13 protein-coding genes are annotated in these 13,100 nt (G+C 54.8%); 7 read left to right on the forward strand and 6 right to left on the reverse strand.

What is annotated here, in order from left to right; translation table 11 throughout:
* Window positions 1–37: 37 nt before the first annotated feature.
* The 4 genes from rpoH to ftsY form a co-directional block, all read right to left on the reverse strand.
* Complete coding sequence (gene rpoH / locus IV433_RS22655; protein WP_152324796.1) at window positions 38–895, reverse strand: RNA polymerase sigma factor RpoH; 858 nt, start codon at window positions 893–895, stop codon at window positions 38–40.
* 319 nt (window positions 896–1,214) lie between these two features.
* A complete protein-coding gene (ftsX, locus tag IV433_RS22660; RefSeq protein WP_195816053.1) occupies window positions 1,215–2,195 on the reverse strand; it encodes a permease-like cell division protein FtsX in 981 nt (326 codons plus the stop codon).
* On the reverse strand, window positions 2,195–2,857 hold the full coding sequence (gene ftsE / locus IV433_RS22665; RefSeq protein ID WP_195816054.1) for a cell division ATP-binding protein FtsE: 663 nt from the start codon (window positions 2,855–2,857) through the stop codon (window positions 2,195–2,197). Before ftsE ends, ftsX begins: the two co-directional genes overlap by 1 nt.
* Window positions 2,858–2,862: 5 nt before the next feature.
* Complete coding sequence (gene ftsY, locus IV433_RS22670; protein WP_195816055.1) at window positions 2,863–4,290, reverse strand: signal recognition particle-docking protein FtsY; 1,428 nt, start codon at window positions 4,288–4,290, stop codon at window positions 2,863–2,865.
* A gap of 226 nt (window positions 4,291–4,516) precedes the next feature.
* On the opposite strand from ftsY, the gene rsmD reads away from it, so the two are divergent.
* The 4 genes from rsmD to IV433_RS22690 all read left to right on the forward strand — a co-directional run bounded on the left by rsmD (window position 4,517) and on the right by IV433_RS22690 (window position 8,742).
* Window positions 4,517–5,128: a 16S rRNA (guanine(966)-N(2))-methyltransferase gene (gene rsmD, locus IV433_RS22675; RefSeq protein WP_195816056.1), complete on the forward strand. Its 612-nt coding sequence runs from the start codon at window positions 4,517–4,519 to the stop codon at window positions 5,126–5,128.
* 1 nt (window position 5,129) lies between these two features.
* On the forward strand, window positions 5,130–5,408 hold the full coding sequence (locus tag IV433_RS22680; RefSeq protein ID WP_152324792.1) for a DUF1145 family protein: 279 nt from the start codon (window positions 5,130–5,132) through the stop codon (window positions 5,406–5,408).
* Window positions 5,409–5,629: 221 nt separating this feature from the next.
* Window positions 5,630–6,256 carry a lysoplasmalogenase gene (locus IV433_RS22685; RefSeq protein ID WP_195816057.1) on the forward strand — a complete coding sequence of 209 codons (627 nt, stop codon included), beginning with the start codon at window positions 5,630–5,632 and terminating at the stop codon, window positions 6,254–6,256.
* 116 nt (window positions 6,257–6,372) lie between these two features.
* Complete coding sequence (locus IV433_RS22690) at window positions 6,373–8,742, forward strand: zinc/cadmium/mercury/lead-transporting ATPase (protein ID WP_195816058.1); 2,370 nt, start codon at window positions 6,373–6,375, stop codon at window positions 8,740–8,742.
* Window positions 8,743–8,759: 17 nt separating this feature from the next.
* Here the strand turns inward: IV433_RS22690 and tusA are convergent, their stop codons facing one another.
* Complete coding sequence (gene tusA / locus IV433_RS22695; RefSeq protein ID WP_104924837.1) at window positions 8,760–9,020, reverse strand: sulfurtransferase TusA; 261 nt, start codon at window positions 9,018–9,020, stop codon at window positions 8,760–8,762.
* 235 nt (window positions 9,021–9,255) lie between these two features.
* Between tusA and IV433_RS22700 the strand changes: the two genes are divergently transcribed.
* From IV433_RS22700 to glpT, 3 genes are all read left to right on the forward strand, one after another.
* On the forward strand, window positions 9,256–9,927 hold the full coding sequence (locus IV433_RS22700; RefSeq protein ID WP_195816059.1) for a 7-cyano-7-deazaguanine/7-aminomethyl-7-deazaguanine transporter: 672 nt from the start codon (window positions 9,256–9,258) through the stop codon (window positions 9,925–9,927).
* 131 nt (window positions 9,928–10,058) lie between these two features.
* A complete protein-coding gene (locus IV433_RS22705) occupies window positions 10,059–10,625 on the forward strand; it encodes a DcrB family lipoprotein (protein WP_195816060.1) in 567 nt (188 codons plus the stop codon).
* A gap of 239 nt (window positions 10,626–10,864) precedes the next feature.
* Complete coding sequence (gene glpT, locus IV433_RS22710; protein ID WP_195816061.1) at window positions 10,865–12,217, forward strand: glycerol-3-phosphate transporter; 1,353 nt, start codon at window positions 10,865–10,867, stop codon at window positions 12,215–12,217.
* Window positions 12,218–12,287: 70 nt separating this feature from the next.
* On the opposite strand, the gene yigL is transcribed toward glpT, so the two are convergent.
* Complete coding sequence (gene yigL, locus IV433_RS22715) at window positions 12,288–13,091, reverse strand: sugar/pyridoxal phosphate phosphatase YigL (protein ID WP_195816062.1); 804 nt, start codon at window positions 13,089–13,091, stop codon at window positions 12,288–12,290.
* Window positions 13,092–13,100: the final 9 nt, after the last annotated feature.

Below are 13,100 nucleotides of genomic sequence, written 5' to 3' on the forward strand. Positions count from 1 at the left end.
CCCGAAGGTCGCTTTTTTGTTTCAGAAAGCTGTCGTATCAGGCTTCAATCGCCAGACGCAGTTTCTTCATCGCGTTCTTTTCAAGCTGACGAACACGTTCTGCTGAAACACCGTATTTATCGGCCAGTTCCTGCAGAGTCGATTTGTTATCGTCATCTAACCAGCGGGCACGGATGATATCCTGGCTGCGTTCGTCCAGACCTTCAAGCGCGTAGCTCAGTTTGTCTGTCGCATCGCGATCCCAGTTATCTTCTTCGATGCTTTCTGCAAAGTCAGAGCTTTTATCTTGCAGATACAGCATCGGTGCCATCGCGGCGCCGTCGCGTGGTTCGTCGTCCGGTGTCGGGTCGAACGTCATGTCCTGTGCGGCCATGCGCGATTCCATTTCCAGCACATCTTTGCTGGTCACACCCAGTTCGCGGGCAACGTGCTCCACTTCGTCGTGGCTGAACCAGCCCAGACGCTGTTTGTTTTTACGCAGGTTAAAGAACAGCTTACGCTGTGCTTTCGTCGTCGCGACTTTCACGATGCGCCAGTTGCGCAGTACGTATTCGTGAATTTCTGCTTTAATCCAATGCACCGCAAAGGAGACCAGACGTACACCGACTTCCGGATTAAAACGGCGAACCGCTTTCATCAGGCCGATGTTACCTTCCTGGATAAGGTCTGCCTGTGGCAAACCGTAGCCTGAATAGTTGCGGGCAATATGAGCAACAAAGCGCAGGTGAGACAGGATCAGCTCTTTCGCTGCGTCCAGGTCACCGTCGTAATGCAGCCGCTCAGCCAGTGCCCGTTCTTCCTCTGCGGTAAGCATAGGATAAGTATTGGCTGCCCGAACATAGGCTTCCAGGCTACCTTGGGGTACTAATGCTAAAGTGCGCATTTCGTTAGTCATTCAAAAGCCTCTCATGTATGACGTTGTGCAGGTTTTATACCACGTTGCTGCGGGATGATACCGCTACGCTGTGTGCCATCTGGCGACCACAGAAGCAACGCCGAGCCCTTAATATCCGCTGCTCTTCGACCCCGAATTTTACATAAAGTTCACGGCCGGATTCAACAGTCTGACGACTGTATGTGACAGACTGACTATTGGATAGTGAATTTGTGCCATTGCGGAGAAAGCAGGGAAATGATGTGGCGGAAAGGCCGAAAACAGCTTCCCCCTGAGACACAATGACTGAGCAGCAGGGGGACATTATAGCAAACTCTCGCTACTGTGGTGTAAATCGCCGTAAATGTTGAACGGTCGCCAGCCACGCCGCAATCCAGCCAATCATTGCGGACACGATCAGCAGCAACAGACTTTCGTCCCAGCCCAAACCGTGCAGATCAAAGGTCGTGCCGAACACTTGCGCGACTTGCGTCACCACGCTCTCAAGGCGCAGTACCAGCACTTCCGACAGGATCAGCGACAACAGCGCGCCGGTAAAACCGAGCATCGCGCCACCGTTTAGGAATGGCCGCAAAATGAAGCCATCGGTCGCACCAATCAGCTTCATAACGTTGATGGTATCGCGACGGCTGAAGATACTCAGTCGCACACTGTTACCAATTACCAGGAAGACAGCGATCACCATCAGCACGCCAATCATTGCGGCAATTTGCCCCACCAGACCGGTCAGCGCCGCAAGGCGGGCAAACCAGCTGTCATCCATACGCACTTCATCCACACCGTGAACAGCCGCCACGCGATCGCGCAGGGTGTTCAGCGTGGCGGAGTCCTGGAAATTCATTTTTGGCGTGATGATAGCCACGGCAGGCAGCGGATTTTGTTCGAGCATATCCATTGCGCCGCCAAAGCCTGACCAGTTGCGGAATTCGCCCATCGCTTCCTGACGGGAGAGATAATTGACTTTATCCACACCCGCTTCGGTTTTGAGGGTTTTCACCACATTTTCTGCCGCGTCGTCATCCAGCGCTTTGTCGAGATACACCGTCAGCTGCGGCGTCGGATACCACTGCTCAGCCGCCGAACTGACGTTCTTCCACACCAGATAACACACGCTTGGCAGCGTCAGGGAAATGGCGATCACCATGACCGTCAGCAAAGTTGCCAGCGGCTGGCGAAGCATGTCCGCCAGCGCGTTCATCCACGCGTAACGCCACTGTTCGCGCCAGCCACCCTGCAACGCTTTGCTTTTCGCAGCGCGGGCGCTTTTTGCGGTTTTCGCCGGGTTTGGGCTGTTTGCCATCAGTAAACCCCTCCCGACATACGCCCCTGACTCAGCGTCAGCGTGCGGTAATTACGGCGGGCAATCAGGCCCACATCATGTGTTGCCATCAGAACGGTGACGCCAACCCGGTTAAATTCTTCGAATAAACGCAAAATGCCTTCCGACAATTCGCCGTCGAGGTTACCGGTCGGTTCATCCGCCAGCAGCACCGCAGGCTTGTTCACGACGGCGCGGGCAATGCCCACGCGCTGTTGTTCACCACCGGATAACTGAATCGGCAGGTTTTTGGCTTTATCCAGCAACCCGACTTTATCCAGCGCCGCCGAAACGCGACGGCGGATATCTTCACTGCTGGCGCCGGAAATAATCAGCGGCATCGCCACATTGTCATACACCGTGCGATCCATCAGCAGATGGTGATCCTGAAAAATCATGCCAATCTGACGGCGCAAAAACGGCACTTCGCTGGATTTCAGGCGGCTGATGTCGTGGCCGCCAAACAAAATCTGCCCGGCGCTCGGGCGCTCAATGCCGCAAATCAACTTCAGCAGGGTACTTTTACCCGCGCCAGAGTGTCCGGTCAGAAATGCCATTTCCGCTTGCTGGATGTGAAAATTGACGCCCTGAAGCGCCTGTCGTCCGCCCAGATAAGCTTTACTGACCTGTTCAAAGCGAATCATCCGTATTAATCCTCTCGGGCAAAAAGTGCCTCAATAAAATCGTCTGCCTTAAACGGCCTCAAATCTTCGATACCTTCGCCGACGCCGATATAACGGATCGGGATACTGAACTGATCGGCGATGGCGAATATCACGCCGCCTTTGGCGGTGCCGTCCAGTTTAGTCAACGTAATGCCGGTTAGCCCGACCGCTTCGTTAAACAATTTTGCCTGACTGACGGCATTCTGGCCGGTACTGGCGTCGAGCGTCAGCATAACCTCATGCGGTGCGTCTTCGTCGAGTTTCTTCATCACGCGGACGATTTTCTTCAGCTCTTCCATCAGGTGCGCTTTGTTCTGTAAACGCCCGGCGGTATCGGCGATCAGCACGTCGATATTACGGGCCTTCGCCGCCTGAATGGCATCGAAAATCACGGAAGCGGAATCGGCACCGGTATGCTGAGCGATGACCGGGATCTTGTTGCGCTGGCCCCAGACCTGCAACTGTTCAACAGCCGCCGCACGGAAAGTATCACCCGCCGCCAGCATCACAGATTTACCCTGCGCTTCAAACTGACGCGCCATCTTACCGATGGTGGTCGTTTTACCGACGCCGTTCACGCCAACCATCAGAATGACATACGGGGTTTTTCCGCTGACATCCAGTGGCTCGTCCACTTTCGACAGAATTTCGGACATTTCTTCCTTCAGCTTGCCGTAGAGCGCATCGGCGTCTTTCAGCTGCTTGCGGGAAGCGTGTTCAGTCAGCGAAGTGATAATTTTACGCGTGGTTTCAACACCAACGTCGGCGATCAGCAGCTGTTCTTCCAGCTCTTCAAACAGATCGTCGTCGATTTTTTTACCGCGGAACAACCCGACAAAACCGGAACCGAGATTCTGCTTAGTTTTAACCAGACTGCGTTTCAGGCGGGCAAAGAAACCTTCTTTCGTCGGACGTTCCTGCTCAGTTTCAGCGGCAGGCAGCACAACGATAGGATCGAGCGCAACGGGCAGCGGCGCGTCTTCAGCAGGTTCTTCTTCGACAATCTCTTCTTCAGCAACGTGATCTTCCACCACCAGGCTGTCGTCGACGGCGTCGAGAGAATCTTCGCGGGCGTCTTCTGCAATCTCAGCGGCTGACTCAACGAATTCGTCTTCAACAACCTGTTCTTCAACCAGCACCGGTTCTTCGGTGACGACTTCTGCAACCACAGGCGTTTCAGCAACGGGCTGCGCCGCGACCTGTTCGGTGATGTGAACAATTTCTTCGGCCAGTTCCGCCGCTGCCTGTTCGCGAGGTTCTTCAGCGGCCGGAGGCGCTTCCTGTTCGGGCGTATCGCTCAGTGGCGCTTCGGCAACCGGCTGTTCTACGCGAGTTTCTTCTTTCTGCTGCTCTTCTTCCTGACGGCCACGGCCAAACCAGGAGAAGAAACCGCGTTTTTTATCTTTTGCCATTTTACAACTTCACTCCTCGCCGCTAATGATTGGCGAACGGATTATTAATAGGGTTATGGTCGGGCAGTCTATCACTTTCCCCTTCCGGCAACACGCCCGCGTATTGAATTCCGGTGGTTTTTCAATCGCCCATGTTAAACATTTGCCCATTGCCCGCACACCGGTAGAATAGCCCTCCAAACGATATGCAACGAAGCCCGACGGCTTTGGATTACACAAGCGAACTATGGCAAAGAAACCCAACACTCCAGCCGCAGGCCAGATCCGAATTATTGGCGGTCTCTGGCGCGGACGCAAACTTCCGGTTCCACACAGTCCGGGACTGCGCCCGACCACCGATCGCGTGCGAGAAACGCTGTTTAACTGGCTCGCGCCGGTTTTGCAGGGCACACATTGTCTGGACTGTTTTGCAGGCAGCGGCGCACTCGGTCTGGAAGCGCTATCGCGCTACGCCGCCAGCGCCACCCTGCTGGAGTTTGAGCGCCCGGTTGCGCAACAGTTAGAGAAAAACCTGGCGCTGCTAAACGCCAAAGATGCGCAAGTCTTTAACGTCAATACATTGAACTGGCTGGCAAAAGCCGGGAATGCTTTTGATGTGGTTTTCCTCGATCCGCCTTTCCGTAAAGGCATTCTGCAAGACACACTGAATCTGCTGGAGCAAAATAACTGGCTGGCAGACGAAGCCTGGATTTATGTCGAAACAGAAGCCGAACACGACACTCTGGATGTGCCTGCCAGCTGGCGTTTACATCGTGAGAAAGTCGCCGGACAAGTTGCTTATCGCCTTTATCATCGCGATGTGACGCCTGAAACCGGCTCACCAGAACAGGAGCAGTAAGATGTTGATCAATATTGGTCGGTTGTTGATGTTGTGTATTTGGGCGTTTCTGGCGTTTAACCTGATTCACCCTTTCCCGAAACCGATCAAATACTTTTTAGACGTGGCGATTGTGTTCATGTTCTTCATGCACGGCTTGCAGGTGATGTTGCTCAAAGCCACGCAGGGCAAGGAAAAAGACACCATTGGCGGCTGGCTGCAAACCCGTATTTTCCTGTTCGGCGTGTTTGAATTGCTGGCCTGGCAGAAAAAACAGCCTCCGTTGCCCACCAAAAAGTAATCCCCGTTTTACGGCGCGTCCTGCGCCGTAAAAAGCCCCTTTGCGGCTGCTATTCTTCAACTCTGCCTGAACAGACGGCCTGATAAGGTTATTTCTGATTGTCTGCGGCACCGCGCCTCTCCTACACTGAGAATAAGTACGGGAAACCAGGAGGTGTTTTCCTGAAGGCAGATCCTTGCGTTGGTTTTATCTTCTGTTTTTTAGATATGAAAGGATAAACAATGAGTTGGCCATTCCTCGCAGTATTTTTCTCAGGCTGGTTGTTCGTTGACGCCAGCTATCGCGGCCCGCGCTGGCAACGCTGGGTATTCAAACCCGTTACCTTATTACTGCTGCTTTTACTCGCCTGGCAGGCACCGACGCTCAATGTTTACAGCTATCTGATCCTGCTGGGTCTGGCCGCAACGCTGGTCGCCGACGGTCTGCTGTTGCTGCCGGAAGAGCGGTTTATGTACGCCATCGGGGCGTTTTTCCTCTCGCATCTGCTGTATACGCTCAGTTTTGCCAGCCAGATGACGATTACGTTCTTCTGGCCTTTGCCGCTGACGCTGCTGATTATCGGCGCGATATTACTGGCGGTGATCTGGACGCGGCTGGCGGAACTTCGCTGGGCAGTGACCACTTACATCGCGATGACGCTGCTGATGGTCTGGCTGGCGGGTGAACAATATTTCGCACGCAGCACCGACATGGCGTTCTCGCTGTTTTGCGGCGCAGCGCTGCTGTTGCTCGGGAATATTTTCTGGCTCATCAGTCGTTATCGCTTCACTTTCCGCGCCTCCGACGCGCTGGTTGCCGCGTGTTATTTCGGCGGGCACTTCCTGATTGTCCGCTCGCTGTATTTGTAATTCTCCCTTACGGCAGATCTGTTCCGGATCTGCCGTTTTAAATTTCACTTGACCTTAGAGCTGACTCCAACGTTTACACTGAGTGCAATTCCACTCGGTTTTAAACCGGAGGCACTATGACCCCACTTCAAAAAAACACCGGATGCAGCTGCGGCTGTCAGGCCAAACGCGGCGCCGGGCTGCGAATCAACAAAATCAGCGCACCGGTTCAGTCCGGTACACATCCTGCGGGCTGCTGTGACACGCGTGCCACACTGGCGGTTTCGGCCAGCGCGGCCACAGACAGTTGCGCTACCGACAGCTGCTGCGCACCGAAGTCAGGTGAGCACTCACACACTTCTGGCGACGGCAATGCAGAAGGCTCGCTGGGGGAAGATGCCCCCGAAGCCGCGCATTCCGGTGACTTACAGTACAGCTGGAAAGTCGCCGGAATGGATTGCCCTGCGTGCGCCCGTAAAATTGAAAATGCCGTCTCCGGCCTCGAGGGCGTCAGCCGCGCCAGAGTCTTATTTGCGACAGAAAAACTGGTCATTGATGCGGGTTATGACATTTCACACAATGTTCAGCAGGCCGTTACCGCCGCCGGTTTTACGCTGCAATCTCTCGATAAAAAAACCGCTGCTTCCGAACCTGAAGAGTCCCGCCTGAAAGAAATGCTGCCGCTGATCGCCCTGTCGGTGCTGATGCTGCTGAGCTGGGCGCTCGATCACGTCAGCCCGCAGGCGGGTAAAATCGCGTTTATCGCCACCACTCTGGTCGGGCTGTGGCCGGTGCTGCGTCAGGCCATCCGCCAGACGCGTTCCGGTTCGCCTTTTGCCATCGAAACGCTGATGAGCATAGCGGCGCTCGGTGCGCTGTTCATTGGCGCGACCGCCGAAGCCGCGATGGTGTTGCTGCTGTTTATGTTGGGCGAGCGCCTGGAATCCTTCGCCTCGAGCCGCGCACGCAGTGGCGTGAAATCCCTGATGGCGCTGATCCCGGATACCGCCGTACGCGTGGTGGACGACAAAACAGAAACGGTGCCGGTCAGCAGCCTGCGCCCCGGCGATATCATTGAAATCGCGGCGGGCGCGCGCCTGCCCGCAGACGCCATTTTACAAGGCCACGCCAGTTTCGATGAAAGCGCATTAACCGGCGAATCAGTACCCGTTGAACATCAGCCCGGCGAAAAAGTCCCGGCGGGAAGCCTGTGCGTTGACCGTCTGGCGCGCCTTGAAGTGGCTTCCGCGCCCGGCAACAGCGCGATTGACCGCATCCTGCAACTGATTGAAGAAGCCGATGAGCGCCGTGCGCCGATCGAGCGTTTCCTTGATACCTTCAGCCGTTACTACACGCCGGTCATCATGCTGCTGTCGCTGCTGGTTATTATCATTCCGCCGCTGGCGATGGGCTTATCATGGGAAACCTGGATTTACCGTGGCCTGACGCTGCTGCTGATTGGATGCCCGTGCGCGCTGGTGATTTCCACACCGGCGGCGATTACTTCCGGTCTGGCGGCGGCAACGCGTCAGGGCGCATTGATCAAAGGCGGCGCGGCGCTGGAACAGCTGGCGCTGATTGAAACCGTCGCGCTGGATAAAACCGGCACGCTTACCGAAGGCAAACCGGAAGTCACGGACGTTTTCGCGCTCAATGATACCAGCGAAAAAGAACTGTTAAGCTTGGCCGCCGCCGTTGAAGAAGGTTCGCACCACCCGCTGGCGCAGGCGATTCTGACGCGCGCACAAGAGAGTAATCCGGTGCCAATGACGGCGCAGAACCGCCGCGCGCTGGCCGGTTCCGGCGTGGAAGGCGTGGTATCTGGCAGTAAGGTTCAGGTTCTCGCGCCGGTGCGTGTGGCGGAACCGGTACTGACGCCGGAGACTCGCGCGCAAATCACGGACTGGGAATCGACCGGCAAAACGGTCGTTGTGGTCTTAAAAGATGAAACAGCGGTCGGGCTCATCGCGATGCAGGATCGTCTGCGTGACGATGCGGTGAATGCGTTGCAGAAACTTAAAGCGCTGGGCGTGTCTGCGGTGATGCTGACCGGCGATAACCCGCGTGCAGCGAAAACTATCGCGGATCGTCTGGGGATTGAATTCCGCGCGGGCTTGTTGCCTGCGGACAAAGTCTCGGCGGTCACCGCGCTGAATGCGGTTAAACCGGTCGCGATGGTCGGCGACGGCATTAACGATGCGCCCGCCATGAAAGCCGCTACGATCGGGATTGCGATGGGAAGTGGCACCGACGTGGCGCTGGAAACTGCCGACGCGGCGCTGACGCACAACCGTCTGAGCGGGCTGGCGCAGATGATCAGTTTGTCACGCGCAACGCGGGCGAATATCCGTCAGAACATCACGATTGCGCTGGGGCTGAAGGCGATATTTCTGGTGACCACGATTATGGGGCTGACCGGTTTGTGGCTGGCGGTGCTGGCCGATTCCGGCGCAACGGCGTTAGTCACTGCCAATGCCTTGCGCCTGTTGCGCAAGAAATCACACTGACCGTCAGGGCTGAGTAATCAGCCCTGCTTTTCCACCAGACCTTTGCACAGCAAATAGCGGTACGGCAGGTTTTCCGTATCAGACGCTAAAAGCCGGTGTTCCATAAAACGGCAGAAACCGGGAATATCGCGGGTCGTTGCCGGATCATCGGCGATGATCAGCAGAGTTTCGCCGTCTTTCATGGTACGCACCGCTTTGCGAACCATCATGACAGGTTCCGGGCAACGCAGACCCAGCGCATCAAGCTGATGGTCGGGATTGATAAAGGGGTCGGTCATTTCATGTCTCAACATCTTCATACGTGGATGCGCGACAGTTTAACCCGCTGGTTTTCTGGTGCAACAAACAAGGCGCATTGCGCTAAAATTAACCATCGCAGCTGTTGCGCAAACGGTGCGCAAACAGGTACTATGCGCGCCGCACGTGATAACTCAGTGCAGAAGTAACAGTTCAGAAGTAAAAAAACGTTTGGGTTCCCTCACCCCAATTTCTTTATAAAAAAAGGTCACATCTATGTACTCTTTTACTGCTCAACAGCGGTTTTCCGCGTTGATATGGCTTTCGCTATTCCACATCGCCATCATTACCTCCAGCAACTATCTGGTTCAGTTGCCTGTCTCCATTTTTGGTTTCCATACCACCTGGGGCGCGTTCACTTTTCCGTTTATTTTCCTGGCCACCGATCTCACGGTGCGAATCTTTGGCGCACCGCTGGCACGCCGGATTATCCTTTCCGTCATGATCCCGGCACTGGCAATCTCTTACGTGATTTCCGCGCTGTTCTTTGAAGCACAGTGGCAGGGCGTTGAAGCGCTCAGCAGCCTGAACATCATGGTTGCCCGCATCGCAACCGCCAGCTTTATGGCTTACGTGCTGGGACAAATCCTCGACGTTCACGTGTTTAACCGCCTGCGCCAGAACCGCCGCTGGTGGATTGCGCCGGTCGCCTCGATGTTCCTCGGCAATATCAGCGATACGCTGTCCTTCTTCTTCATCGCGTTCTACAAAAGTACCGATGCCTTTATGGCGGCGCACTGGGTTGAAATCGCGCTGGTGGATTACAGCTTCAAAGTACTGATCTGTCTGGTGTTCTTCCTGCCGATGTACGGCATGCTGCTCAACATGTTGCTTAAGCGGCTGTCGGCGCACGGAAATCACGATGCTTCTGCGGTCAGTGCGCACTAAGAGTGACGACGGCGTCTCAGATGACACAAATCGCGCCATAATCTGACTTGCATTTGTGGCCTGAATAGGTTGCCATAACGGCTGTTAAGTCAACATGTAAGCCTGATAGACAGGCCACTTAAGGAAGCCCGATGCGTAATGTCGCAAAAATGATGGGAATGGCAGTACTGATCGCCGGTCTGGCTGCGTGTGATGGTAAATCAACAGACGCGCCAGCCGCAGATAAAGGCGCAACGGCAGCGACAGCAGCCGCGGCGACAACGCCAGTCAGCCTGCTGGACGGAAAAGTGACTTTCTCCCTGCCGCAGGGAATGAGCGACCAGAGCGGTAAGCTGGGTACTCAGGCAAACAATATGCACGTCTACGCAGACAGCACCGGCCAGAAAGCGGTGATTGTGATCCTGGGTGATAACACCACCGAGACACTGGACGTTCTGGCGGGTCGTTTACAGGATCAGCAAAAAGCGCGCGATACCAATCTGCAAGTCGTCACCAATAAAGCGATTCAGGTGAACGGCCAGACATTGCAGCAGTACGACAGCGTCATCACCTCTGCCGGTCAGAAAGCGTATTCCTCTATCGTGCTGGGCAAAGTCGACAGCCACCTGCTGACAATGCAAATCACGTTGCCAGCGGACAATCAGCAACAGGCACAGACCGATGCCGAAGCGATTATTAATACGCTGAAAATTCAGTAAATTCAGATGTTGTGAAAATATCAGGCGGGGCTCAGGCTCCGCCTTTTTTTGTCTCATGCTGTTACTCCGTCTCACAAAACCCACCTTCACTGTAATAAAAATGTAACATTTCGGTCATAAATCACAGTTCGTTTGTGCGCGAATAGCTAAAATCATGTTCGTTTTGGAACACCCTGGCACCGCCCTTTCGTCATTGGCTCATGAGGAGTCAGACCTGATTTATGCCATCGGAGGCATTTATGCTCAGTATCTTCAAACCCGCGCCCCACAAAGCGCCCGTGGATGAAAACCACGTCGATCCGCTCTACCGCCGTCTCCGCTGGCAGATTTTCATGGGGATCTTCTTCGGTTATGCCGCTTACTATCTGGTTCGTAAAAACTTCGCGTTAGCGATGCCCTATCTCATCGATCAGGGTTTTTCGCGGGGTGATTTAGGCTTTGCGCTTTCCGGGATTTCTATTGCCTACGGCATTTCAAAATTCATCATGGGGTCGGTCTCAGACCGCTCGAATCCGCGCGTATTTTTGCCTGCGGGTTTAATCCTCGCTGCCGCCGTGATGCTGTTTATGGGCTTTGTGCCGTGGGCTACGTCCAGTATCGCCATCATGTTCGTGCTGCTGTTCCTGTGCGGATGGTTTCAGGGGATGGGCTGGCCGCCGTGCGGGCGCACGATGGTTCACTGGTGGTCGCAGAAAGAACGTGGCGGCATTGTTTCCGTCTGGAACTGTGCGCATAACGTCGGCGGCGGCATTCCTCCGCTGCTGTTCCTGCTGGGCATGGCCTGGTTTAACGACTGGCACGCGGCGCTGTATATGCCCGCGTTCGGCGCAATCCTGCTGGCCGTTTTCGCGTTCATGACGATGCGCGATACCCCGCAGTCCTGTGGTTTACCGCCGATTGAAGAATACAAAAACGATTATCCGCCGGACTACGTGAAAGAATCCGCCGAGAAGGAGCTGACGGCAAAACAGATCTTCATGCAGTACATTTTGCCCAACAAGTTGCTGTGGTATATCGCGCTGGCCAACGTGTTTGTTTACCTGCTGCGCTACGGCATTCTGGACTGGTCACCGACTTACCTGAAAGAGGTGAAACATTTCGCGCTGGATAAATCCTCGTGGGCGTATTTCCTGTATGAATATGCCGGTATTCCGGGCACGCTGCTGTGCGGCTGGATGTCGGATAAAGTCTTCAAAGGGAATCGTGGCGCGACCGGCGTGTTCTTTATGGTGCTGGTGACAATCGCCACCGTGATTTACTGGCTGAATCCGGTCGGGAATCCGGGTATCGACATGGCCTGTATGATCACCATCGGCTTCCTGATTTATGGCCCGGTCATGCTGATTGGCTTGCATGCGCTGGAACTGGCACCGAAGAAAGCGGCGGGGACGGCGGCGGGCTTTACCGGCCTGTTTGGCTATCTCGGCGGTTCGGTGGCGGCGAGCGCAATCGTCGGCTATACCGTTGATTTCTTTGGCTGGGATGGCGGCTTTATCGTGATGATCGCCGGGTGCGTGCTGGCGGTACTTCTGCTGGTACTGACGATGCTGAGTGAAAATAAACACAAAGCGCAGCTGGCGAAAAACGCCTGATTCAGGCTGAAAGCATAGAAAGCAAAAAGGCACCGGAAGGTGCCTTTTTCAATGACGATTCAGGAAACGATTATTCAGACAGATACATTTTGCGCAGGTAATGCGGCACCGCGTCGTCGGCGTTGGAACCAATGATTTCCGCATCCGGCATCGCCGCTTTCAGGCGTGGCAATGAGCCACTCATCAGGCAACCTTTACCGGCCATCGACAGCATTTCCAGGTCATTCAGACCGTCGCCAAACGCGATGCAATCTTTCAGCGTATAACCCATCAGTTTGGACACGTATTCCAGCGCGTGACCTTTCGATACGCCGCCCGCCATCACTTCCAGACAAACCGGCAGTGAGAAGCTGACGTTTACACGATCGCCCCAGCGCGCATTAATGGCTTCTTCGAGTGGCAGCAGTTTTTCGTGATCTTCGCAGGTGAAATACACTTTGCAGATGCCGTCAGTTTCCAGCAAACCCGGTTCATAAAGTTTGTATTTGAAAACGGATTCACGGAAAAAATCATCCTGATCGGCGCGGTCACGGTTCATGTACCAGTCGTCGTTACGGTAAACGTTGGTCAGGATATCCGGATTGTTGTGCATGATGCCAAACAGGTCTTTGGCAATGTCTTCATCCAGATTGTGGGCGAAAATCAGCTCGCCGTCGGTGTTATGCACACGCGCACCGTTTGAGGTGATCATGTACGCGCTGATCTCGAGATTGTCGCGCATCTGCGCAACGTCAATATGGTGACGTCCGGTCGCGAACACGAAATGCACATCGCGCTGGGTCAGCAATTTCAGCGTCTCTTTCGCGAACGGGCTCAGGGTATGGTCAGGTGATAGCAGTGTGCCATCTAAATCGGAAGCAACAACAGGATACATAGCGTTAGG

It is taken from the genome of Rahnella laticis, from assembly GCF_015644585.1.
GTDB lineage: Bacteria > Pseudomonadota > Gammaproteobacteria > Enterobacterales > Enterobacteriaceae > Rahnella > Rahnella laticis.